Raw genomic sequence first — 23619 nt, 5'->3', positions numbered from 1 at the left:
GTTCGGAAACCGATCGGAAGTCGTGCGTGGACCCGTCGAAAATCTTGAGGTGACGGGTATCACGTTTTCCAAGAGTAACTGATACTCTCGGTATCGTGAACACCTCGACCGCTGAGCCCACCGTCAAGGGCCGTGAAGCCAAGGACCGCACCGACGGGCGCACCCGCCGGTGGCGTCTGCACCGCGAACGACGGCGGATCGAACTGCTGAAACTCGCCCGGGAAGCCATCGCGGAATTGGGCGCCAACGCATCCATGTCGGAGATCGCTGCCCACTGCCGAACCTCCAAGTCCGTCTTCTACCGGTACTTCGAGGACAAGGACGGCCTCAAGCGCAAGCTGGCCGAGTACGTCGTCGAACGCATGGGCAGACGCATGACGGAGGCGGTCGCGGAAGCCGGGTCCTTCGAGGAAACCGTCCACGAACTCGTGGTCCAGTACCTGTGGCAGCTCGAGAACGCACCGGAGGTCTACCTCTTCGTGGTCTCGGAGAGCGCCCCCGACGGGCAGAGCCCCGTCGACCGATTCGTCCAGGCCGTGGCCGAACTACTCGTGGACGCTCAACGCAGGCACAGCGCGGATCACGACCGTCTCCCCGAGCCCACGGCCCGGTACTGGGCCGCCGGCGTCGTCGGCCTGGTCCGCGGGGCCGGCGAAGCCTGGATGCGCCCCCGGACCACCGCCGGTCCACAGGCCCCGGCCAACCCCGACGAGAACCACCCGTCGGCCGCCGAGCCCGAGCGACCGAGCCTGGAGGAGTTCGTGGAAACCGTGACCGCGTGGGTGGTCAAGGGCTCCCAACCACCCGCGCTCTCCTCCATCACCCCGACCACCTGACCCCGGGGCCGCACCCCGGAACCCGTCCCGAGAACAACCCCGGGCGAACCCGCCCGTGAAACCCGCCCGTGAGAACCGATCGAGAAGGACACCATGGCCACCACATCACCACGCAACCGCCTCAGCCGCCGCGCCGCCCGCTCGCGGGCCCACCACACCGCGGGCACCGGTCCGGAACACGACGTCGAATCGGAGTTCGCCACCGAGGCCCAGGACGCAGAGATCTCCGTGGACACCGCGCTCCTGCGGGACGTGCTGGCCGGGGCCTACGCCGAGGAACGCCGGGCGTCACGGGAACTGATCAAGGACGAGCGGTTCCACCACGTCCCGGGGCGCACCAAGGAGGAACAGCGCGACCGCACCTTCGAAGCACTCAAGTCTCTGGCCGGTTCCGATGCCGTGATGGCCGGGCTGCCCACCGATCAGGGCGGCGGCGGACGCCCCGGCGCCTACGTAGCCTCCTTCGAGGAGTTCGTGCTGGCCGACGCCTCCCTGCAGATCAAGGCGGGCGTGCAGTGGGGCCTGTTCGGCTCCGCCGTTCTGAACCTGGGGACCCAGGCCCACCACGACAAGTGGCTGCCCGACATCTGGGATCTCAAGATCCCGGGAGCCTTCGCCATGACGGAGACCGGCCACGGGTCCGACGTTGCCTCCATCGCCACGACCGCCACCTATGACCCCGAGTCCCAGGAATTCGAGATTCACACACCGCACCGGGCGGCGTGGAAGGACTACCTGGGCAACGCCGCCATTCATGGGCGGGCAGCGGTGGTCTTCGCGCAGCTCATCACGGGCGGGGTCAATCACGGGGTCCACGCCCTCTACGTCCCGATCCGCAACGACGACGGTCAGTTCCTCCCGGGTGTCGGCGGCGAGGACGACGGTCACAAGGGCGGGCTCAACGGTGTGGACAACGGCCGCCTGCACTTCACCCACGTCCGCGTCCCGCGGGAGAACCTCCTGGACCGTTACGGTCACGTGGATCCCGACGGGACCTACACCTCACCCATCGAGTCCCCCGGGCGCCGGTTCTTCACCATGCTCGGAACGCTGGTGCAGGGGCGCGTGTCCCTGGACGGGTCCTCCGTGGTCGCCACGCGGGCGGGGCTGGCCATCGCACTGACCTACGCGAACGAACGGCGGCAGTTCTCCCCGGTCCAGGGCCAGCCCGAACGCACGCTGCTGGACTACCACCGGCACCGTCGTCGCCTCTTCCCGTACGTCGCCCGGGTGCTCGCGGCAGGATTCGCCCACGAGGAACTGCTCGAGGCCTACGACGACGTCTTCTCCGGACGCACGGACACCGACGACGCCCGGCAGGACCTCGAGACCCTGGCGGCAGCCATGAAGGCGACCTCCACCCGCCTGGCTCTGGATGCGCTGCAGGAATGCCGTGAGGCCTGCGGCGGCTCCGGCTTCCTGTCCGAGAACCGGATCGTGGACCTCCACCACGACATGGACGTCTACGCGACTTTCGAGGGCGACAACACCGTGCTCATGCAGCTGGTGGCCAAGCGCCTGCTGGGTGACCACGCGCGGGAGTTCGCCCGCATGGACGTGGGTGTCATGGCCCGCTGGGTGGCCGATCGTGCCACGGAGACGGCCGTGAACCGCTCGGGTCTGCGCGGGCTGTCCCAGGTCTTCCGCGACTCCGCCGACCCGCGACGCTCGGTCAACGCCCTGCGCGACCCGGAGACCCAGCGCAGCCTGCTGACCGACCGGGTGCGGTCAATGATCGGCGAGGTGGCCGAGAACATGCGCGGCGCGGGCAAGGGTTCGCCCGAGGCCACGGCGGAAGCCTTCGACCGCAACCAGCACCGGTTGATCGAGGCGGCCCGCGCGCACGCCCACCTGCTCCAGTGGGAGGCCTTCACCCGGGCTCTGGACACGGTCGAGGACCCGGGGACCCACCAGGTCCTGCTGTGGTTGCGCGACCTGTACGGGCTTTCGGTGATCGAGGAGCACCTGGACTGGTACCTGTCCCACGGACGGATGTCACTCATGCGCGGCCGCATGGTCGAGTCCTACGTGGACCGCCTGGTCACGCGCCTGCGTCCGCACATCATGGACGTGGTCGACTCCTTCGACCTGGCCCCGGAGCACCTCCGCGCCCGGATCGCCTCCGGTGCGGAAGCGCAACGGCAGCAGGAAGCGGCCGACTGGGTGGCCGCGGAGAAGGCGGCCGGCCGCTGGCCGCGCAGCGAGAAGGGCGGCACCAACCGCTGAGCGGCAGCACCCGGAATCCTGACCTTGTGATCGACGGCCCCGGCTGCCGATCACAAGGTCAGGAACCCAGGTCGTGCCGCATGTCGATCGGGACGAACGTCGTGGTGTCCTCGTCCGCGGGACGGGAGGCGACGGCGTCGGCCACGATGACCGTCACGTTGTCCCGACCGCCGGCGCGCAGCGCAGCGTTCACCAGGACGTCCGCGGCCTCCTTGGGGTGTGGAACGGAGTGCAGAACGCGCGCGATGTGCGCCGTCGCCACCTCACCCGTCAGGCCGTCGGAGCACAGGAGGAGGCGATCGCCCGATTGCGCGGGCACCACCCAGACGTCGGGTTCCCACACCTGCCCGGTGCCCAGGGCACGGGTGATGACATTCCGGCGGGGGTGAACCAACGCCTGGGAGGGAGTGATCTGCCCGATCGACACCAGGTACTGGACCTCCGAATGATCCACGGTGATCTGTTGGACCTCCGGCTGCGGGCCGTCCTTGGGAGCGGGGGTGACGGGAAGCGGAGTGGTGGTGGCTACCTCCACGCCGGGGGAATCCGGGTCCGCGATCTGCTCGTGGAGCAGTTCCGGCGCTTCCTCCGAGGCCGTGTGGGCCGTGATTTCACCGGTGGGGTGGTGTGCGACCGAGGCGTGGTCTGGAGCGGGTGCCGCGCCCTCCGGGCGGACCAGACGGTAGGTGCGTGAATCACCCACGTTGAAGACCAGCCACAGGCGGGTGCCTTCGACGTCGACCAGCCACGCCCCGGTCACCGTGGTCCCGGCCCGTCCACCCAGGCTCTCCTGGATGGAGGTGTCGGCAGCACCGAGCACGGCGCGCAACTTGGCCATGAGCGCTAGCGTCGCGTCGGGAATCTCGGGGTCGAGTTTGAGTTCGCGTTCGACCCGGGCACGGAAGCGAGCGACGTCCTCCGGCGGTTCCGGCTCCGCGGGGACCTCGACGCTCCACGGGTCACGGGAGCTGAACAACTGGGACGAGCCCAGGGTGCGCACCGCGAGCGCGGACGCGACCTCCCCCGCTTCGTGCCCCCCCATGCCGTCGGCGACGGCGCACATGGTGCGGGTGACCACGAGCGAGTCCTCGTTGGTTTCACGCCTCAGGCCACGATCGGTGGCCGCACCGGCGCGAATGACCAGTTCCACGCTCATACGTAGTCCACCTCCAGCTGTTGTCCGGGTCCTGCCGATAGCTCCACGGGCTGTACATCTCCGAATCCGCGTACGTTGTGCGTTTGCTTGGGGATCAGCATGAACCGGTCGTCACCCGCCAAGACGGAAGCGGTCGACGCGTCCACCAGCACGCTGCCGGGGGGCGTCAACGCAACCAGACGCGAAGCCAAGTTAACAGTTGGACCGTACAAGTCACCCAATCGTGGCAACACACGCCCCCACACAAACGCAACGCGCGCCTGTGGCAGTTCGGGATCTTCACGGATGATTCGGGCCAGCGCGAGAGCCATGAGCGCCCCTTCCTCCGGGCTCTCGGCCATGAACATGATTTCGTCGCCGATGGTCTTAATGAGCCGTCCACGGCCGACCGCGATCACCTCGGCGCAACGCTGTTCGAAGCGCTGGACAAGGGCCGCCAGGGTCCGTTCGTTCATCTGCCGTGACAGGGACGTGTAGGAGACCATGTCCGCGAACCCGATGCCGCGCGCCAGGGGAAGGCTGGCGGAATCCTGCTCACCGGTGTCCTCCAAGCCGTCACGCAGACCGCTGATGGTCGAGCCGTCCGGGCGCTCCTGCCGCATGGCCAGGCGCTGGACCGCAGCGTTGAGCTGGCGGCGCCACGAATAGATCAGCAGCTTCTCCAACGTGGGCATGATCCGCGGCAGCACGTTGAGCAGTTCGCGGCGGGCTTCGGCGTCGCTGCGGTTGCCGTGCACCACCAGGTCCTCGACCAGGGCTTCGACCTGCCACACGACCATGCGGTCGGTCATCTGTGCCATCGCCCGCACGATGGACAGCGTGCCCTCCTCCGTGACCTCGTGGTCCGTCACGAGTTCGGCGATCTCGCGCAGTGCCTCGGCATCGCGAGGGGTGAAGAAGACTTCGTCGTCGGAGAGATTGGGGAAGCCCATGGCGCGCCAGATCTTGCGCGCGTTGAGCAGCGAGAGGTTGCCTTCCTTGGCCGCCTCCCGGCGCCGCATGGTTCGTTCGGAGCCCAGCAGCAGGTCCTCGAGCGCATGGAAGGCAGCCCTGGATTCTGCCGATCGGTAGACATTGGACTGCACCGGGTTGCTCAGGTTCAAGTTGATCTGGGCGGTCTGGGGACCGACGACCGGTTCCTTCGACAGGGGTACGTCGGGGACGTGCGCGTCCGCCTCGGCCGGGGGCAGATCTGCCCGAGCATCTGCCGGACCCCCGCGGTCAGCGCGATCACCGTCGACGTGTTCGCCGCTCATCTCGCCCTCCTCGCCGTCGTCGTGTCCTGTGTGCTCCGCCGTGCTGCCGTCCGTGGAGCGACCGTCTCCCGCACCATGACCGGCACCGGGGGCGGCGCCGTCGTCCTGCCACGGCAACGGCGGCATGGCCTCGTCCCGCGCCGTCATCGGTGGCCACCCATCGGGCCCCCGCCCACGGGGCCGGTCACTCCGTACCCACCGGCATACCCGTAGGCGCCCTGACCGTACGGATTCGGGTAGGACGGCTGCCGGTGAGCCGTTGCCTTCGATTCGATCAACTGCCCGAATTCCGCCACCCGCGGGGAGTGCGTGAGGCGCAGGACCCCGGCCTGTCCGAAGTCCACGCTCAGCGTCCCGATCCCGGCGAGCCCCAACGGCCAACGCGCGGGAACCGTGTCCACGTGATGCAGCCAGGCCAACGGGATACGTACCCCATCCCGCGGAGCCGCTCCACCCAACAGCATGAGGCGGCGGTCCGTCAAGACGAAACGGGTCCGCGCCCACCGCACCACGGGGCGCAGGACCGCGAACAGCACGACGAGCACCAGCAGCACGGACAGCGCCATCTCCAACACCGTGTGGATCGAGGTCCAGGGCTGGTTCATGGGGCGCCACCGGACCTCCAGCATCCGCTGCAGCAACCCGTGCAGGAAGACCGCGACGATCAGGACGATCGCGGGCCGCAACAGCTTGCTCGGGTGCGCGAGCGTGGACACCACCACGTGCTCACCGGGCTCCAGGTGGAGTTTCTTCTTCACGAACGCTCCTCGGTCGGGCGCAGATGGACCACGTCACCGGCACTGACCGCGCGAACCCGGCCACCCTCGGGGCGGATCAGCAGGGCTCCGTGATCGTCCAGGCCGACCGCCCGGCCCGTCAGAGGTGCCTGCGCCCCGGGGAGTTCCGCTCGCACCCGTTGGCCCAGGGTTCCCAGCTGCGACTCGACGACGGTGCGCAATCGACCGTCCGGCACCGTGAGTTCCGTGGGATCCGCACAGAACCTCCGATAGAGCGGAAGGAACTTCTCCAAGACGTCAACCAAAAGATCGGCGCGGCCCAGGTTGCAGCCTTCGCGCTGCACGGACGTCGCGGTCTCCACGGGTAGGTGCGTGGTGCTCACGTTGAGCCCGGTACCCACGACGACGGCGGGGGCCGCTCCAGGGGTGACCACCAGCGCCGCCAGGATCCCGGTGATCTTCCTCGTTCCCACCAGCACGTCGTTGGGCCACTTGGTCTGGGCCGCCAGGCCGTGATCCCGGAGGGCCTGGGTCACCGCGCAGCTCATGAGCATGGTGAACCACCCGTAGGTTTCCGGAGGCACGGCCACCGGACGGAGCAGCAGGGAGAAGGTCAGGGCTTCGCCCGGGCGCACCTCCCAGGTGCGGTCCAGTCGTCCTTTTCCGGCGTTCTGGTAGTCGGTGACCAACAGGCTCATATCCGGCAGGGCCAGGGCTTGGGAGTCGGCAAGGGCACGGCGGACGAGTTCGTCGTTGGTCGATCCCAGCTCCGCAACGATCTCCACCGGTGCACCGAGCAGTGCCTGCAGCCGTGAGATCAACGCGGTGTCACCGGTCAGTGGCTGCATCGGCGAATGAGCACCGTTCACCGCGGGCAGCGTGTCAACCATGCTCTCCGACTTCACCTCTCCGGCTCCCTCTGGCACTGCGGCCTTCCGTCATCTCCGTACCCGAAACGGGCCACGACCCCAGACAGGGTTATCGTCGTCACACAGAAACCTGCCTGAGTCCACAGTAGTAGTACACCCACCCGAGAGAACCCCGAGTGCCGGATCGTGCACTTGCCCTGTGGCCCATGGCGCAGCCATCGACGACGAAAGAGGAGCACATGTCCCTCCAGGCCGTGACCTACGTGTACGGAGGTTCCGCTGAAGCTCTGGCCGAGCATCGCCCCGCCCACCGACAGTTCCTCAATGACCTCCGGGAGGCCGGAACGCTGCGGGCCGCCGGCCCCTACGACGACCATGAGGCCCCGGGCGCACTGCTCTTGATCCAGGCGGAATCCCCCGAAGCCGCTCTGGCGGCGTTGGACCCGGACCCGCTGCTGATCGAGCAGGTCATCACCGAACGCAGCGCACGCCCGTGGAAGATCACGGTCGGATCCCTGGACTGACAGGACCTGAGGAGACGTGACGCGACCGGCCGAAACCTCCGGGGAGACCGGCCGGGACGCGTGATTCCGAAGCCGAGATCTTGTAGATGTCGTACAACGGCGGCTGCCGTGGGCTTCTCTAGACTGGCTGGGTCATTCCCGGGGGACCGGGCCCGTCAGTGAATCCGGTTAGTTGCGAGGTGCCATGAGCCACGACTTGTCCACGACCGCTGGAAAGATCGCCGACTTCCGTGAACGGCGCGAGCACTCCTTCGTACCCGCCGGGGAGGCCGCGATCGAGCGGCAGCACGCCCGTGGAAAGAGCACCGCGCGCGAACGCGTTGACATGCTGCTGGACGAAGACTCGTTCGTGGAACTCGACGCTCTGCGCACGCACCGGAGCACCGCCTTCGGGATGGACAAGAAGAAGATGCCCGGCGACGGCGTCGTGGCCGGGTACGGCACCATCGACGGTCGCCTGGTCGCCATCTACTCGCAGGACTTCACAGTCCTTGGCGGGTCCCTCTCCGAGGCCAACGGCGAGAAGATCGTCAAGGTACAGAAGTTCGCGTTGAAGAACGGCTGCCCGGTCATCGGCATCAACGACGGCGGCGGTGCACGCATCCAGGAGGGCGTGGCATCACTGGCGATGTTCGCGGACATCTTCAACATGAACGTCCGTTCATCGGGTGTGGTCCCGCAGATCTCGCTCATCATGGGCCCCTGCGCCGGCGGTGCCGCCTACTCCCCCGCCCTGACCGACTACATCATCATGGTCGACCAGACCTCCCACATGTTCATCACCGGCCCGGACGTCATCAAGACCGTCACCGGTGAGGACGTGGACATGGAAACACTGGGTGGCGCACGCTCCCACAACGAGACCACGGGGACCGCGACCTACCTGGCCGACGACGAAGAAGATGCCCTGGACTTCCTGCGGGAACTGCTGGAGTTCCTGCCTGCCAACAACCTGACCGAACCTCCCTTGTTGGACCACGCCCAGGAATTCGACCTGACGGACGACGACCTGGCCCTGGACGAACTGATCCCCGACTCGGCGAACCAGCCCTACAACATGCGCGAGGTCATCGAGACCGTCGTGGACGACGGACATTTCCTGGAGATGCAGGCGCTGTACGCACCCAACGTGATGATCGGGTACGCCCGGGTCGAAGGACACACGGTGGGCATCGTGGCCAACCAACCCATGGAGTTCGCGGGCACGTTGGACATCGCCGCGTCGGAGAAGGCCGCGCGCTTCGTGCGGCACTGCGACGCCTTCAACATCCCGATCCTCACGCTCGTGGACGTCCCCGGCTTCCTGCCCGGCACGGACCAGGAGTTCAACGGCATCATCCGCCGCGGAGCCAAGCTGCTGTACGCCTACGCCGAAGCCACGGTTCCATTGGTCACCCTGATCACCCGGAAGGCCTACGGCGGGGCCTACATCGTGATGGGCTCCAAGAAGCTCGGAGCAGACATCAACCTGGCCTGGCCCACCGCTCAGATCGGTGTGATGGGCGCCCAGGGTGCCGTGGAGATCCTGTACCGGCGTGAGCTCAAGGCCGTGGCCGACGAGGGTGGTGACGTGGATGCCAAGCGCGCCGAGCTCGTGGAACAGTACGAACAGCAGCTGCTCAATCCGTACCAGGCCACCCAGTTGGGCTATTTGGACTCAGTGATCGCACCTTCGGAGACCCGGGAGAACATCATCCGCGCGCTGCGCGGGCTGCGCGAGAAGCGCGCGTCCACGCCCGCCAAGAAGCACGGGAACATTCCGCTGTGACCGCCGCACCCGAGCACACCCCGGGCGGGCGCGAGCACGAACCGGAGCACATCAAGGACCAGGGCTCGGTCCTGCACTTCGTGGGCGGAAACCCCTCCCCAGAGGACATTGCCGCCGTGACCGCCGTCGTGGTGGCTGCCGCCGCGGAATCCGAGGAGTCCGCCACGCCGGGGGTCCGCCGCGCTCAGAACCGGCGCGCCCGCCTGGGGCTGCGGTTGCGGCCCGGGCTGGGCGCCTGGCGGCGCACCTTGCCGTTCCGCTGATACCTGGCATGGTCCGCGGAGGACCCGACAGTGCTTAGGATCGGAAGGCATGAGTGCCCGATTTCCGCATCCCCGATCCACCGTCGACGGGTCGCTCGGTGAAGGTCAGCGTTCGCCGTCGGCCGTGGACCGCGTGGCCGAGGCCCACTTCAACCGGCTGCTCCGGGTCGATCCCGCGTGGGCCATCGAACTGGGCACCGGACAGCACGGCTGGGGGTACCCCGACTACGGTCCGGAGGCGCAGGAAGCACTGTGGGAGGCCTCGCTCCGTACACGACGTGAGGCGAGAATCGTGGAAGCCGTCGACGACGTCGACCGGGTCACCTTGCACGCCCTCCGGGAACACGTCGACATCACCCGGGAACTCCACGACCTCGGGCTCGCCGGTGATCGGATCAACGGCATCTCCTCCCCCGTCCAGAAGATCCGCGAAACCTTCGACAACCTCCCGAAGAACACGCCGGAGGACTGGGACGGTATCCTGCACCAACTGCACGAGGTACCCGGGGCGGTCCGGCGCCTCCTCGACGGCGTGGCCCACAGGCAACAGGTGGGACCGGTCTCCGCGGCGGCTCAGCTGCTGCACGCCGCTGACCAGGCGGAGAGCTATGCCACCTCCGACGGCGCCTTCCTGGCGCTGACCCACCGGCCCGCCGTCGTACGTCTGCCCGCCCGGTCCCAGGACCGGTTGCGGGAGGCCGTGGCGGAGGCCCGTGTCGCCTACACGGGTCTGGCCGAAGGTCTCCGCGGTCTGGCGGAAACCGCCCCCACGGAAATGGCGGTGGGCCGGGAGGAGTACGGGGTTCGGCTGCGTCAGTTCACGGGCGCCCGCCTGGATCTGACCCGCGTGTACGAGTGGGGAATCGAACAGCTTCGCGCGGTCGTCTCCGAGATGCGGCAGACCGCACGCCAGATCGTGCCCGATCATCACGGACGGGGTCTGATCCGGGCTGCCATGAAGGCCTTGGACGCCGACGTACACCGGCAGCTGCACGGGCCCTACGAATTGACCGCGTGGATGCAGGGGGTCAGCCAGGACGCGATCGACGCGCTGGCGGGGAGCCACTTCGAGATCACCGAGCCGATGAAGCGGCTCGAGTGCAGGATCGCCCCGACCAACGACGGCGGTATCTACTACACACCGCCCTCGCCGGACTTCACGCGCCCGGGGCGGATGTGGTGGTCGGTCACCCCCGGCACAAGCGTCTTCCGCACCTGGGGCGAACGCACCACGGTCTACCACGAAGGCGTTCCCGGTCATCACCTCCAGATGGCCACCGCCGTGGCCGCCGGAGACACATTGAACGCATGGCGACGCGTCGGTCTCTGGGTCTCCGGACACGGGGAGGGCTGGGCGCTGTACGCCGAGCGGCTCATGGCAGAACTCGGCTACTTCCAGGATCCCGGCGACCGCATGGGCATGCTCAACGCCATGCGGATGCGCGCCGCGCGAGTGGTCTTCGACGTGGGCTTCCACTGTGGACTGCCGGTCCCCCGCGACCTGGATGGCCTGCTGGGCAGTGCCGCCGGTGCCACGCAGTGGTCACCGGCCACGGGCTGGGCCTTCCTCAAGGAGAACATCGTGATGGCTGAAGCAGCCTTGCGGTTCGAATGGTTGCGCTACATGGGATGGCCCGGGCAGGCCCCGTCCTACCAGATCGGGATGCACCGCTGGCAGGAGGCCCGCCAAACGTGGGGCAAGGCCAGGGGCCGGCAGTTCAACCTGCCCGAATTCCACCGAGAGTCGTTGTCATTGGGCTCCCTCGGACTGGATTCCCTGGACTACGCGCTGAACCTCAAGACCCAGGCACTGCACCACGCACCTTGAGTCCCGGGCCGGGGCGGCCGTCGTCTCCCATGACGGCCGCCCCGGCAAGGCACTCGTCGTGTCTCAGCTGAACCTGCCTCAGCCGAAGAGGACCTCATCCAGGCGACGAACGACCCCGCACAGCTGGCCCCTGGTCAACGTATTGTTGGGACGGAACACGTGCCCGCACCCATTGACCGTCTCCCTCGAAGTAGAGCCGCTGATCACCACCCGTGTTGACCCACATGATCCCGCGGTCATGCACATCGATTGCCGACTGCAGAATTTCGTCCGCGGGCTCGATGTCCGCAAAGGGGTCCTCGAAGGGAGCCGGTTTGATGCGGGGATGCCTCAGGTGGTGGAGGAACATCGCCACGTCACCCTTGGTGGTGACGTCGTCCGGGTAAAAGAAGGACCGGTCGCGGATACCCACCGACCCGTAGTCGAGCCCACGGTCCAGCGCCCACACGATGTCGTCGTAGTTCGCGTGTGCGGTCGAGACGTCCGCCAACGTGGCTCCACCGCGGGAGGGAAGATGCGCGTCGAAGATCTCGTCCCAGGTCAAGGCAAAGGTGTCAACGGTGGTCGCGTCCCCGGTGCCCGAACTGTAGAGAGTGAGTTCGTGGACCGTGGCGAATGAGTCCCACTCGGTGAACAACAGCAATTGCTCCGCACTCCCACCGGGCGCAATCTCGTAGGTGGCCCTCTCTTGTGCCCCCGTGGCCTCCCAGGCAATGGAGACCGCATGGTCCAGCGTCGAGGTGACCGTGGCCTCCGTGTGGATCGCGTGTGCACGGTCCCCGTAGGACGGCTCGACGAGAGTCACGATGAGGCCGAGCTGGGGGTATTCGTACCTGAGGTCCTTGGTCTCTTCGGCAGCGGCCGGAGTGCCCCGCACAGACGTCAGGGCCAGCCCGCCCGCCGCAATCACTGCCCCGGACAGGAACAGTCGCCGCCGGTCCAGGAGATGCCCCACACCGTCGGCTGAGGACCCCTGCGATGTGGCTGCTGGGCGCGGCCCGGCCAACGGACGCAACTTCTGGTCGGTCAAGTTGTTCCGGTTCTGGACGATCGACATTTCGATCGCCTCCTACAGATCGCCCGGCCTGCGCGCCAGAGGACTCGAACCGCAAAGACCCAGAGCCGGATCTCCGTCGGCCGGCTGTCCTGAACATCTGTTCTGGTCCACCACCGGGACGGGGCTGTGTGCTCCCGTGATGGCAACGTACGCACCGAACACGGGCCGGGAGAACCACCGGGACGACTTCGTGACAGGACCGCAATTGACCCGAGACCTGCGGTGATTCCATTCGCAATCATGATCCAGGGAGTCTGAGGCCACTACTCAACGGCAACGACGACGGTGTCGGTCGCGCGCCGCAGGTGTCCCGGGGTGGCAGCCGAGCGGCGACTCACGTAGCGTTTGCAGACACGTGTTCTGGGTCACATTCGACCCCGCGCCCCCAATGACGAAGGAGTCAGCCATGACGGTCTACGCACAACCCGGGCAAGCAGATTCTCCGGCCACCTTCAAGTCCCGATACGAGCACTTCATCGGAGGCAAATGGGTGGCCCCCGTCAAGGGCGAGTACTTCGAGGACATCACGCCCGTGACGGGCAAGGCCTTCGCGGAAGTGGCCCGTGGCACGGCCGAGGACATCGAGGCGGCACTCGACGCCGCGTGGGCCGCGGCGCCGTCGTGGAACGCCACCACTCCGGCCGAACGAGCGGTCCTGCTCAACAAGATCGCCGACCGGATGGAAGAGAACCTCGAAGCCATTGCCGTGGCCGAGACCTGGGACAACGGGAAGCCGGTCCGCGAGACGCTGGCCGCGGACATCCCGCTGGCCATCGATCACTTCCGCTACTTCGCGGGCGCGATCCGGGCACAGGAAGGTCGGCTGTCCCAGATCGACGAGGACACGGTGGCCTACCACTTCCACGAGCCGCTGGGCGTGGTGGGACAGATCATCCCCTGGAACTTCCCCATCCTGATGGGCGTCTGGAAGCTGGCCCCCGCCCTGGCCGCCGGCAACTGCGTGGTGCTCAAGCCCGCCGAGCAGACCCCGGCGTCGATCCTGTTCCTGATCGAACTCCTGGAGGACCTGATCCCGGCCGGCGTGGTCAACGTGGTCAACGGTTTCGGTGCCGAGGCGGGCAAGCCGCTGGCCTCCAACCCGAGGATCCGCAAGATCGCGTTCACGGGTGAGACCACCACGGGCCGCCTGATCATGCAGTACGCCTCCGAGAACATCATTCCGGTGACCCTGGAGCTGGGCGGCAAGTCCCCCAACATCTTCTTCGACGACATTGCGCAGGAGAAGGACGCCTTCTACGACAAGGCGCTGGAGGGCTTCGCGCTGTTCGGGCTCAACCAGGGCGAGGTCTGCACCTGCCCCTCCCGCGCCCTGGTGCAGAAGGGGATGTACGACGAGTTCGTGGCCGAGGGCGTGGAACGGGTCAAGAAGATGGTCCAGGGTAACCCCCTGGACACCAACACCATGGTGGGCGCCCAGGCCTCCACGGACCAGCTCGAGAAGATCCTCTCCTACCTGGACATCGGCAAGCAGGAGGGTGCCAAGGCACTGATCGGTGGCGAGCGCATGGAGCTCGACGGCGACCTGTCCGGCGGCTACTACGTCCAGCCCACGATCTTCGAGGGTGACAACACCATGCGGATCTTCCAGGAGGAGATCTTCGGCCCGGTCCTTTCCCTGACCTCGTTCACCGACTTCGACGAGGCGATCTCGGTCGCGAACGACACCCTCTACGGCCTGGGCGCCGGCGTGTGGTCGCGTAACGGGACCACCGCCTACCGTGCCGGGCGGGCCATCCAGGCCGGGCGCGTGTGGGTGAACAACTACCACAACTACCCCGCGCACGCGGCCTTCGGCGGGTACAAGTCCTCGGGCATCGGCCGTGAGAACCACCTGATGATGCTGGACCACTACCAGCAGACCAAGAACCTCCTGGTCTCGTACTCGCAGAACGCGATGGGGTTGTTCTGATGTCCCAGAAACCCGTCACGCAGGTGGCCGGGTTCGACGTCGTCCTCGAGGCCGCACCGGGCCCCGAGGATGACGTCGCGCGGGTGGCGTACACGGCGGCCGCCGTCGAGCTCCTGCGAGAGTTGTGGCGGCGGCACGGTCCGCTCATGTTCCACCAGTCGGGCGGATGCTGCGACGGCTCCGCGCCCATGTGTTTCCCCGCAGGGGAGTTCCGCACGGGTGGGGCCGACGTCCTGATGGGCACGGCGGAGCTCAGCGACGACGACGGCTCCGTGCTCGGGCCGCTGGAGCTGTGGATCTCCCGTGAGCAGTTCAACGCGTGGAAACACACGGCCCTGGTGATCGACGCGGTCAAGGGCCGCGGATCGGGGTTCTCGCTCGAAGCTCCCACGGGTCAACGGTTCCTCACGCGCAGTCAACTGTGTGCAACGTGATGTACCCCACGGCCGTTCCGGGCTTCAATGGAAGTACCCGGTGAACCTCTGCGGCCACCCCCGCGCCTCGGAGGCCGGCCGCTGACGAGAGGACGTGCACGAACATGACCGAACAGACGATGAACGCAGCAGTGGTCAAGGCATTCGGCGAAGACCTGGACGTGACCGAGACCCCGATGCCCAAGCCCGGCCCCGGTCAGGCGCTGGTCAAGCTGGTGGCTTCCGGCGTGTGCCACACGGACCTGCACGCAGCCCACGGTGACTGGCCCGTGAAGCCCACCCCGCCCTTCATCCCGGGCCACGAAGGCGTGGGTGAAGTGGTTGAAGTCGGCGAGGGAGTCACGCGCGTTGCGGTCGGCGACATGGTGGGCAATGCCTGGCTGTGGAGTGCCTGCGGCGAGTGCGAGTACTGCGAAGCCGGGTGGGAGACGCTGTGCGAACAGCAGTCCAACGGCGGCTACTCCGTGGACGGTTCCTTCGGCCAGTACATGCTGGTCGATGCACGGTACTGCGCCCTGATTCCCGAGGGTGCCGACTCCTACGAGATCGCCCCGGTCCTGTGCGCCGGCGTCACCGTCTACAAGGGGCTCAAGGAGACCGAGGTCAAGCCCGGTCAGTGGGTCGTGATCTCCGGCGTGGGCGGACTGGGGCACATTGCCGTGCAGTACGCCGTGGCCATGGGGATGCGAGTGGCCGCGGTCGACGTCGCCGACGACAAACTGGAGTTGGCCAAGCAGCACGGTGCGGAGGTGGTGGTCAACGCGTTCGCCGCCGACCCCGCGGAAGCCATCCAGGAGGCCATCGGCGGTGCGCACGGTGTGCTGGTCACGGCCGTCCACCCGGATGCGTTCAGACAGGCCATCGGGATGACCCGCCGCAGGGGCACGATCGTGTTCAACGGTCTGCCTCCGGGTGAGTTCCCGGCCCCGATCTTCGAGATCGTGCTCAAGCGGTTGACCATTCGCGGGTCGATCGTCGGGACGCGCCGGGACATGGAGGAGGCGCTGGAGTTCTACAGCCGCGGGCTAATCCACCCCACGTTCTCCAAGCGTCCGCTCGAGGACATCAACGCCGTGTTCGACGAGATGATCCACGGGAAGATCGAAGGCCGCGTGGTCATCGAGTACTGAGCGCTCCCGAGCTGAGTGTGCCGAGACCTCCGAAAGAGCCCACATTGCGCTGTGGAACGGGCTCTTTCGGAGGTCTCGGCGCGTGCGGCACTCGGAGGGGGCTCAGGGGGAGGTCACGGGACGCGGTGAGTCCATTTCTCCGTGGCGAACTTGGACTTCACCAGGGCGCGGGCGGCCTCGAGTTCCTCCGGGCGGTAGTCCCCTTCATGGGAGCGGTAGTTGCTCAGGAAGTACTCGCGGAAGGACTCGATGATCGCCTCCCGTACCATGCCCGTCTGCGAGCGCATGGGGTCCACCCGCTTCTTGGCCGACTTGATGCCCTTGTCGGAAAGCTTCTCCCGCCCGATGCGCAGCACCTGGAGCATCTTGTCGGCGTCGATGTCGTAGCTCATGGTCACGTGGTGCAGAAGCGTCCCGTCCGCGAACCGTCGCTGAGCTGCGCCGCCGATCTTGCCCTGGTCCGTGGTGATGTCGTTGAGCGGCACGTAGTGGGCCTTGACCCCGATCTGTTCCAGGGCACCCATGACCCATTCGTCCAGGAACGCGTAGGCCCGTTCATGGCTGAGCCCCTCCACCAGACCGGCGGGCACCATGAGCGAGTACGTCACACAGTTGCCGGGCTCCATGAACATCGCGCCACCCCCGGTGATCCTACGGGTCACGCCGACGCCGTATTCGGCCGCCGCTTCCGTGTCGACCTCGTTGCGCACCGACTGGTAGGAGCCGATCACCACCAGGGCGTCGTCCCAGTCCCAGAACCGCAAGGTGGGGCCGCGGCGACCCGCAGCCATCTCTGCCGCCAAGACCTCGTCCAGGGCGACGTGCATGGCGGGGTCCATGGTCCTCATTCCGATGACCTCCACGTCCAGGTCCGCCCAGCTCTGGGCCGCGCCCACGGCTCGGCGGACGGCGATCGCTACGGCTTCTGCGTTGAAGCCGATCATGCGGACTTTGTCCCCGCCGGCCAGGGCGCGGGCCTCGAACTTGGCCTCGATCGCACGGGCGATGCCCTCCACGCTCAAGTGGGCCGGGAGTCCTTCCAACGCTGCGTTGAGGTCCTCGAAGGCGTCATCGGGTTCCAGGAAGAAGTCACCGGAGACCACCACGTCCCGGAAGGTGGCCAGGTCGCCCTGTCCGCTGAGTTCCAGGTCGACGACGACGAGCTTTCCTCCGCGAACCTTGTACTCTCCGTGCACCGAATCTCCTCACCTCGTGCTGTCGCGTTACCGGGCGGCCGGAGCCGTCCACGGTTCTGCGGGAATCACGTTCAGCCTTCCATTCCGCTCCAGTGCGCAGCGTGCTTACGATTGCGGAACATTCGCTCGCAGTCGATCCGGGAGGCAGCCATGAGTCCCAAGAACACTTCGTCCGGGGATGCCAACGTCCCCGAGGTCGAGGATCTTCCATCGACCCTGCAACGGTCCGACGACAAGGCGCAACGCACCTACGCAGAAGCATTGGGCTCCGCGGAGGAACAGTACGACGACGAGGCGCGCGCCCACCAGACCGCCTGGGCCGCTCTTAAACGCACCCACGAAAAGGTCGGAGACCACTGGGAGCCGAAGGACGAACCGGGTCCGTCGGACGAGCGGTCCGAGGGCCCGAACACCCGCAAGGGCGAAACCTCCGGTGGCGTGGACGCCAACGCGAGCAAGGAGCACCTGTACGAGGTCGCCCAGCGCCTCGACATCGACGGTCGGTCCGAGATGACCAAGGAGGAGCTGGTCGCGGCGATCCAGAAGGCCAATGACCGCGAGGACCGGCAGGCACGGGACAACGGGTAGCACTTGACCCGGCCGTGGCTGCAGCGCCTGACCTAGGCTGGGGCGCATGCCCGAGACTCCGCTGATCGTTCTGGCCTCCCAGTCCCCTGCACGCGCTAAGTTATTGCGCGATTCGGGAATCGGATTCACCCAGCTGGCCTCGGAGGTCGACGAGGACGCCGTCGTTGCCGCCGCGGGTGCCACGGCCCCCCGAGAGATCGCACTTCTGCTGGCCCGTGCCAAGTGCGAAGCCGTCGCGAGCCTGCCCGAAGCGGCCGGGCACCTGGTCATCGGGTGCGATTCGGTGTTCGCCTTCGACGGTGAGGTCCACGGCAAACCGTTGACCTCCGAGCGCGCCACCCAGCGGATCAGCGCCATGCGCGGGCGGACCGGCCACCTCCACACCGGCCACTGGATGATCGACACCCGCAGTCCCGACGACGGCGGAACCGGGTTCCGCGACGGCATGGAGGCCGGGGCGGACGTCACCTTCGCGTCCCTGAGCGACGACGACGTCGCGGCCTACGTCGCCACCCAAGAACCCCTGTGGGTCGCAGGGTCCTTCACCCTGGACGGTTACGGTGCGGCGTTCATCGAGCGCGTGGACGGCGACCTGCACGCGGTCATCGGCCTCTCCGTCAACGTCCTGCGCCAACTGGCGGCACGGGCCGGCGTCGCCGTCACGGACCTGTGGGGGCCCGGTAGCTGACCCGCCGCGCGACCCCTCGTCAACCACCCAGCAGGGTGGGCACGGTCCGCACAATGATCACCACGCCGACGATGCCGAGCACCCAGGCCAGCGTGGTGGGCGTGGTGCGCACCGCCCAGTTCCGAAGCGCGGCCACGGGACGATCGATCCGTTCCCCCAGGACCATTCGCGCCATCACCAGAACCATCGCGGGCAGCACCATGACCAGGCAGTAGGCCACCAACACGAGCGCCGAAGCCCCGCGGGGCAACTCCGACTGGGCCAGTCCACCGATGGCTGCCAGGTACGGCAACATCGAGGCGACCTCGATCAGTCCCGCAACGACCGCGAGCGCAGCCAGGGCCGGCCACCTGCGCACGGCACGTTCGGCGCGTGCAATCCAACGGCGAGTCGAGGCGTCCGGGTCCCCTCCACGCTTACGGATCTCCTTGGGATCCACCCACCAGCTCAACGCGGTCAGCCCGGCGCCCAGGGCAACCAACGCGGCCGCGCCCACGCGGGTGGCCAGGAAGTCGGCGACGGGTTGGAAGGCGACGGTGACACCCGCCAGGAGAGCCACACCCAGGAGCCAGTAGAACAGCGCGATGACGGCCAGGTAGAGCGTGACCCGTAGCGCCACGGCTCGGGCCCCGCCCCGTCCGCCGCCGGAGGTAAAGAGCAAGAGCACCAGGGGCAGCACCAAGGTCCCCGTGCTGGTGGAATCGATCAGCGCCAGTCCGCCGAGGGTCACGGCCTCCTGGGCGCTCAACCCCGTGAAGACGGCCTCGAGAATGTTCATGTCTCCAGCCTGTCCGCGCGGGGTTCACGGGGCATCGGCCATCGGTACCGTCACTGGACACCTCATACCCCTCCCCTTCTCCCCCAATCGATGGATCTTCGTCCCGGTTCCCGTCCGACCCCTGTCTCCGCTGACGGGCGCACATTAGATTCGGGACCATGACCACCGACCCTGCCGATGTCGAATCCCCCGGTGCTGAGCCCTCCGGCAGCATCGATGCCCACGGTGCAGGGGCAAGCAGGTCTCTCGACTTCCCCGCAGCCGCGACCTACGTCGTCGTGGTCGTGCTGTTGTGGATGACGGACTGGTCGATGGCGAAGGACCTGCTCCTGCCGGGTGAGCACTCCCCTCAGCTGTCGTTGGGCCTGTTGCTGGTCGGTGCCGCCACCACGGCCTTCCGGAAACGTCGCCCCCTGGTGGTTCTGGTGGTCACCGGACTGTCCGCCACACTCGCCATGCTCTTGACGGGTGAGCTGGGTGCCGCGTTCCTGCAGTTCGAAGCTGCCTTCAGCGCAGTGCTCTACGGCACGCCGCGTCTGGCACGGAACACCACTGTCCTGTGCGTGGTTCTCACCATCGCGGGGACGCTGGCCACCACTGCGGTGTCCCGCGAACCCGAATTGTGGTTCGCGGCGGGTGTGCAGCTGGGGGTGGTGTTGATCCTGCCTCTGTTGTGGGCCTGGGAGGTGCGCAATCACAGCGAGGCGCGGCGCCAAGCGGAGATCGCCGCCGCGGCGCAACGTCAGCTGGCGGTCCGCGAGCGGGAACTCGCGGGGGCCCGCGCCGCCCTGCAGGTCCAGGAGCACGGCCGCCGAATCGCCCAGGACCTGCACGACGGCGTCGCCGGGCACCTTTCTGCCATTGCCCTGCAGACGGCGGCCCTGCGCACCGAAGGCATGCGCACCGCACCGGCCGCCACCCGGGACAAGACGTTGGAGTCGATCCGAACGGCGTCCGTGGATGCCCTCACTGAGATGCGCACGCTGATCGACGTGCTCCGCGAGGGCATGGATCAGGACCTCGACCACCGCGGCACATGGGGTAGCCTCGCGGCCCGGCTCCGCGCTTCCTTCCCGGAGGCCCGGGCGACCGAGGCCGAGCAGGCCGGGCTGCTGCTGGATCACGCCGACCCCGCGACGGCGCAAGCGGCCCTTCGCGTGGCCCAGGAGTCCGTCACCAACGTGCTCAAACACGCCTCCCCGGGCCCCGTCGACCTGTCACTCACCCACGACGACGGAGCCCTCCACCTCCTGTGCAGGTCCCGCACCACCACCACGCAGCCCCGTGAGGACGACGGACTCGGCCTGCGATCCATGCGGCTACGCACGGAGGAGTCGGGAGGAACGTTCACGGCCGGGCCGGTTGCCACCGACAGTTGTGCCACGACCTGGACCGTGGAGGCACTCTGGCCCGCCACCACGACACCGCCTGCTCAGCCACTTGCTCTGCCCCGAAGACACGAGACCTCCGTGGAGGTCTCAATCCAGCACGATGAGAAGGCACCCCGACCATGACCGAGGCACTGATTCCGTCCACCCCGAGCACGCCCACATCCCACCCACGAGTGCCGGGCACCACCGTGGTCCTGGCCGACGACCACGCCGCCATCCGTGCGGGGGTGCGGTTGATCCTGGAAACGGCACCGGAACCGTTCCTCGTTCTGGGTGAGGCCGAGAAGGCTACCGAGGCCGTCGAACTCACCCGAGCGCTACGACCCCAGGTGGTGCTGCTGGACATCCGGATGCCCGGACCCAGCGGCCTGAGCGTGATCGGGCAGTTGCGGGAGGCCGGCGCCAGCGTCGTCGTCCTGACCTCCTTCGCCCTGGACGAGTACGTCATGGCGGCCCTGGAGGCCGGGGCCGACGGCTTCCTGGTGAAGTCGGCCGAGCCACAGGAGATCGTGGCCGCGGTTCAGCGAGTGGCCGCCGGGGACGCGGTCCTGGCCCCTGAAGTCCTGAGGTCCGTGATCGCCCGTGCCGTCCGCCCCCGGGATCAGGCGGCAGACGCTGCACCGTCGCAGGCCGCCGACCCCAACCAGGTGGGCACGGCCGTGGGCGAGGAAGAGCAGGCAGTTCAGGAAATGCAGGAAGACCGTGCCGTCGGGTTCGTCCCCCCGGGCAACCTGCCCGATCCCCTGACCCACCGCGAACAGGACGTCCTGGCCCTGTTGGCCCGGGGACTGTCCAACCAGCAGATCGCCCGAGAGCTGGTGGTCGCCGAATCCACGGTCAAGACCCACGTCTCCCACGTCCTGGCGAAACTTCAGGTCACCTCACGGATCCAGGCGGCCCTGTGGTGGGGCCGACACGGGCACACCCGGTGACTTTGTGGAAGTCCTACATCAGGTTACGCATCCCCGTGTGATCGAATGGGCGATGACGTGCGCCGAGGAACCCCACGCAATACAGTGCTGTGGTTCGATGTCGCGCACACGACAGGCGCACATTCATGGCGATGAGGAGATCGATCACGTGACCGGAGCCCACGAGGCACCCAACGCCGCACCCCCCCGACGTCGGCCCTTGTCCAAGGTGCTGGTGGCCAACCGCGGCGAAATCGCCGTCCGGGTCATCAGGGCTGCCCGCGACGAGGGCATCACCTCCGTGGCCGTGTACGCCGATCCCGATCGCGACGCCCTGCACGTCCGCATGGCAGACGAGGCCTACGGCCTGGGTGGTAACACCGCCACGGACTCCTACTTGGTGATCGACAAGATCCTGGACGCCGCGGCCCGCTCCGGAGCCGACGCCGTCCACCCCGGGTACGGCTTCCTGTCCGAGAACGCGGACTTCGCCGCCGCGGTGATCAACGCCGGGCTCACCTGGATCGGCCCGCCGCCGCACGCCATCGCCTCCCTCGGCGACAAGGTCGCCGCGCGTCGGATTGCCGAGAAGGTTGACGCACCCCGCGTCCCCGGAACCTCCGAGCCCGTCCAGTCCGCCGACGAGGTCCTGGCCTTCGCCGACGAACACGGACTGCCCATCGCCATCAAGGCGGCCTTCGGCGGCGGCGGCCGCGGTATCAAGGTGGTCCGCGAACGCGAATCGATCGCCGAACTCTACGAATCCGCCGTCCGCGAGGCCACGGCCGCTTTCGGCCGCGGTGAGTGCTTCGTCGAACGGTTCCTGGACGCACCGCGCCACGTGGAGACGCAGTGCCTGGCGGATGCCCACGGCAACGTGGCGGTCATCTCCACCCGCGACTGCTCCCTGCAACGCCGGAACCAAAAGCTCGTGGAGGAGGCGCCCGCCCCGTTCCTGAGCGAGGAACAGAATCGACGCCTGTACGAATCCTCCAAGGCCATCCTGCGCGAAGCCGGCTACCAGGGTGCGGGCACCTGCGAATTCCTGGTGGGCAAGGACGGGACCATCTCCTTCCTGGAGGTCAACACCCGCCTGCAGGTCGAGCACCCGGTCTCCGAAGAGGTCACCGGCATCGACCTGGTCCGCGAGCAGTTCCGTCTGGCCCGCGGCGAGGAACTCGGCTACGAGGACCCCGAAGTCCGCGGACATTCGATCGAGTTCCGCATCAACGGCGAGGACCCGGGCCGCAACTTCATGCCCGCCCCCGGCACCCTCACCGCGCTCAAGCTGCCCACGGGACCCGGCATTCGCGTGGACACCGGTGTGGAGGCCGGTGAGACCGTCTCCGGGAACTTCGATTCGATGATCGCCAAGCTGATCGTCACCGGCAGCACCCGCGAGCAGGCTTTGGCGCGGTCGCGTCGCGCCCTGGAGGAACTCGTGATCGAAGGCATGGCCACCGTGGTGCCCTTCGACCGCGCAGTGGTCTCCGACCCGGCCTACGCCCCGACCGACGGGCAGCCGTTCACCGTGCACACCCGCTGGATCGAAACCGAGTTCGACAACCAGATCGACCCCTTCGCGGGCACCCCGGAAACCGCGGGAGACCCGGAGGAGCGCCGCAGTGTGGTGGTAGAAGTTGCCGGCAAGCGCCTCGAAGTCGTCCTCCCCGCATCCGTCCTGGGCACCACGAAGGCCTCCGGCAACGGCGGCCCCAAGGCCCGCCGCGAACGCTCCGGACGCGGCGGCAGCGCCAAGGCCACCGGCGACGACCTGACCTCGCCCATGCAGGGCACCGTGGTCAAGCTGGCCGTGGACAACGGGGACGACGTAGAGGAAGGCGACACGATCGTGGTCATCGAGGCCATGAAGATGGAGCAGCCACTCAAGGCGCACAAGGCGGGCACCATCTCGGGCCTGGACGTCAACCCCGGAGACACGGTCTCCGCGGGCACGGTTCTGGCCACCATCTCCTGAACCACGGTCGTCTCCGGGACCCCGGAGACCACGCACCCACGACGGCGGGTGGCCCGGTCACGACGACCGGGCCAC

At 67.6% G+C, this 23619-nt stretch carries 21 protein-coding genes; 14 read left to right on the top strand and 7 right to left on the bottom strand.

Annotated elements, in window-relative coordinates; genetic code table 11:
- The first annotated feature begins 95 nt into the window (after positions 1 to 95).
- A complete protein-coding gene (locus tag EDL96_RS07285) occupies positions 96 to 836 on the top strand; it encodes a TetR/AcrR family transcriptional regulator (RefSeq protein WP_158609543.1) in 741 nt (246 codons plus the stop codon).
- A 93-nt stretch (positions 837 to 929) separates the two neighbouring features.
- Positions 930 to 3062 (top strand): acyl-CoA dehydrogenase family protein, encoded by a 2133-nt coding sequence (locus EDL96_RS07280; protein ID WP_123825129.1) that lies wholly within the window; start codon positions 930 to 932, stop codon positions 3060 to 3062.
- A gap of 58 nt (positions 3063 to 3120) precedes the next feature.
- On the opposite strand, the gene EDL96_RS07275 is transcribed toward EDL96_RS07280, so the two are convergent.
- Genes EDL96_RS07275 through EDL96_RS07260 form a run of 4 tightly spaced genes read right to left on the bottom strand, consistent with a single transcriptional unit; the run spans position 3121 to position 7116 of the window.
- Entirely contained in the window at positions 3121 to 4218 is a 1098-nt protein-coding gene (locus EDL96_RS07275) for a PP2C family protein-serine/threonine phosphatase (protein WP_123825128.1), read from the bottom strand.
- Positions 4215 to 5621: an adenylate/guanylate cyclase domain-containing protein gene (locus EDL96_RS07270; RefSeq protein WP_233568745.1), complete on the bottom strand. Its 1407-nt coding sequence runs from the start codon at positions 5619 to 5621 to the stop codon at positions 4215 to 4217. Before EDL96_RS07270 ends, EDL96_RS07275 begins: the two co-directional genes overlap by 4 nt.
- Positions 5618 to 6232, bottom strand: a complete 615-nt coding sequence (locus EDL96_RS07265) for a PH domain-containing protein (protein WP_123825127.1) — start codon at positions 6230 to 6232, stop codon at positions 5618 to 5620. Before EDL96_RS07265 ends, EDL96_RS07270 begins: the two co-directional genes overlap by 4 nt.
- Positions 6229 to 7116 carry a biotin--[acetyl-CoA-carboxylase] ligase gene (locus tag EDL96_RS07260; protein ID WP_123825126.1) on the bottom strand — a complete coding sequence of 296 codons (888 nt, stop codon included), beginning with the start codon at positions 7114 to 7116 and terminating at the stop codon, positions 6229 to 6231. Before EDL96_RS07260 ends, EDL96_RS07265 begins: the two co-directional genes overlap by 4 nt.
- 203 nt (positions 7117 to 7319) lie before the next feature.
- On the opposite strand from EDL96_RS07260, the gene EDL96_RS07255 reads away from it, so the two are divergent.
- From EDL96_RS07255 to EDL96_RS07240, 4 genes are all read left to right on the top strand, one after another.
- Positions 7320 to 7604, top strand: coding sequence for a YciI family protein (locus EDL96_RS07255; protein WP_199732560.1), 285 nt, complete (start codon positions 7320 to 7322; stop codon positions 7602 to 7604).
- Positions 7605 to 7788: 184 nt separating this feature from the next.
- A complete protein-coding gene (locus EDL96_RS07250) occupies positions 7789 to 9372 on the top strand; it encodes an acyl-CoA carboxylase subunit beta (RefSeq protein WP_123825125.1) in 1584 nt (527 codons plus the stop codon).
- A complete protein-coding gene (locus tag EDL96_RS07245; RefSeq protein ID WP_233568744.1) occupies positions 9369 to 9635 on the top strand; it encodes an acyl-CoA carboxylase epsilon subunit in 267 nt (88 codons plus the stop codon). The genes EDL96_RS07250 and EDL96_RS07245 overlap by 4 nt, the downstream gene beginning before the upstream one ends.
- A 49-nt stretch (positions 9636 to 9684) precedes the next feature.
- Entirely contained in the window at positions 9685 to 11463 is a 1779-nt protein-coding gene (locus EDL96_RS07240) for a DUF885 domain-containing protein (RefSeq protein WP_123825124.1), read from the top strand.
- A 94-nt stretch (positions 11464 to 11557) separates the two neighbouring features.
- On the opposite strand, the gene EDL96_RS07235 is transcribed toward EDL96_RS07240, so the two are convergent.
- Positions 11558 to 12520 (bottom strand): hypothetical protein, encoded by a 963-nt coding sequence (locus EDL96_RS07235; protein WP_123825123.1) that lies wholly within the window; start codon positions 12518 to 12520, stop codon positions 11558 to 11560.
- Positions 12521 to 12926: 406 nt separating this feature from the next.
- On the opposite strand from EDL96_RS07235, the gene exaC reads away from it, so the two are divergent.
- From exaC to adhP, 3 genes are all read left to right on the top strand, one after another.
- Positions 12927 to 14450, top strand: a complete 1524-nt coding sequence (gene exaC / locus EDL96_RS07230) for an acetaldehyde dehydrogenase ExaC (protein WP_123825122.1) — start codon at positions 12927 to 12929, stop codon at positions 14448 to 14450.
- Positions 14450 to 14884 (top strand): DUF779 domain-containing protein, encoded by a 435-nt coding sequence (locus tag EDL96_RS07225; RefSeq protein ID WP_123825121.1) that lies wholly within the window; start codon positions 14450 to 14452, stop codon positions 14882 to 14884. Before exaC ends, EDL96_RS07225 begins: the two co-directional genes overlap by 1 nt.
- 104 nt (positions 14885 to 14988) lie before the next feature.
- Complete coding sequence (adhP, locus tag EDL96_RS07220) at positions 14989 to 16014, top strand: alcohol dehydrogenase AdhP (protein ID WP_123825120.1); 1026 nt, start codon at positions 14989 to 14991, stop codon at positions 16012 to 16014.
- 113 nt (positions 16015 to 16127) lie between these two features.
- Here the strand turns inward: adhP and EDL96_RS07215 are convergent, their stop codons facing one another.
- On the bottom strand, positions 16128 to 17210 hold the full coding sequence (locus EDL96_RS07215) for a lipoate--protein ligase family protein (RefSeq protein ID WP_123825119.1): 1083 nt from the start codon (positions 17208 to 17210) through the stop codon (positions 16128 to 16130).
- Positions 17211 to 17360: 150 nt separating this feature from the next.
- On the opposite strand from EDL96_RS07215, the gene EDL96_RS07210 reads away from it, so the two are divergent.
- A complete protein-coding gene (locus EDL96_RS07210) occupies positions 17361 to 17798 on the top strand; it encodes a ChaB family protein (protein WP_123825118.1) in 438 nt (145 codons plus the stop codon).
- Positions 17799 to 17844: 46 nt separating this feature from the next.
- Positions 17845 to 18486 (top strand): Maf family protein, encoded by a 642-nt coding sequence (locus EDL96_RS07205; protein ID WP_123825117.1) that lies wholly within the window; start codon positions 17845 to 17847, stop codon positions 18484 to 18486.
- A 19-nt stretch (positions 18487 to 18505) separates the two neighbouring features.
- On the opposite strand, the gene EDL96_RS07200 is transcribed toward EDL96_RS07205, so the two are convergent.
- A complete protein-coding gene (locus EDL96_RS07200) occupies positions 18506 to 19264 on the bottom strand; it encodes a GAP family protein (RefSeq protein WP_123825116.1) in 759 nt (252 codons plus the stop codon).
- Between the two features lie 158 nt (positions 19265 to 19422).
- Here EDL96_RS07200 and EDL96_RS07195 point away from each other — a divergent pair, with 158 nt between their 5' ends.
- The 3 genes from EDL96_RS07195 to EDL96_RS07185 all read left to right on the top strand — a co-directional run bounded on the left by EDL96_RS07195 (position 19423) and on the right by EDL96_RS07185 (position 23544).
- Positions 19423 to 20778 carry a sensor histidine kinase gene (locus EDL96_RS07195; RefSeq protein WP_123825115.1) on the top strand — a complete coding sequence of 452 codons (1356 nt, stop codon included), beginning with the start codon at positions 19423 to 19425 and terminating at the stop codon, positions 20776 to 20778.
- Positions 20775 to 21587, top strand: a complete 813-nt coding sequence (locus tag EDL96_RS07190) for a response regulator (protein ID WP_123825114.1) — start codon at positions 20775 to 20777, stop codon at positions 21585 to 21587. The genes EDL96_RS07195 and EDL96_RS07190 overlap by 4 nt, the downstream gene beginning before the upstream one ends.
- A gap of 97 nt (positions 21588 to 21684) precedes the next feature.
- Positions 21685 to 23544: an acetyl/propionyl/methylcrotonyl-CoA carboxylase subunit alpha gene (locus tag EDL96_RS07185; RefSeq protein WP_123825113.1), complete on the top strand. Its 1860-nt coding sequence runs from the start codon at positions 21685 to 21687 to the stop codon at positions 23542 to 23544.
- The last annotated feature ends 75 nt before the right edge of the window (positions 23545 to 23619 follow it).

Origin of the sequence: Kocuria soli, assembly GCF_003797835.1 — a bacterium.
GTDB classification, from domain to species: Bacteria; Actinomycetota; Actinomycetes; order Actinomycetales; family Micrococcaceae; genus Kocuria; species Kocuria soli.
The sequence above is the reverse complement of the archived record's forward strand: the minus strand, read 5'-3'. Positions and strand labels throughout refer to the sequence as shown.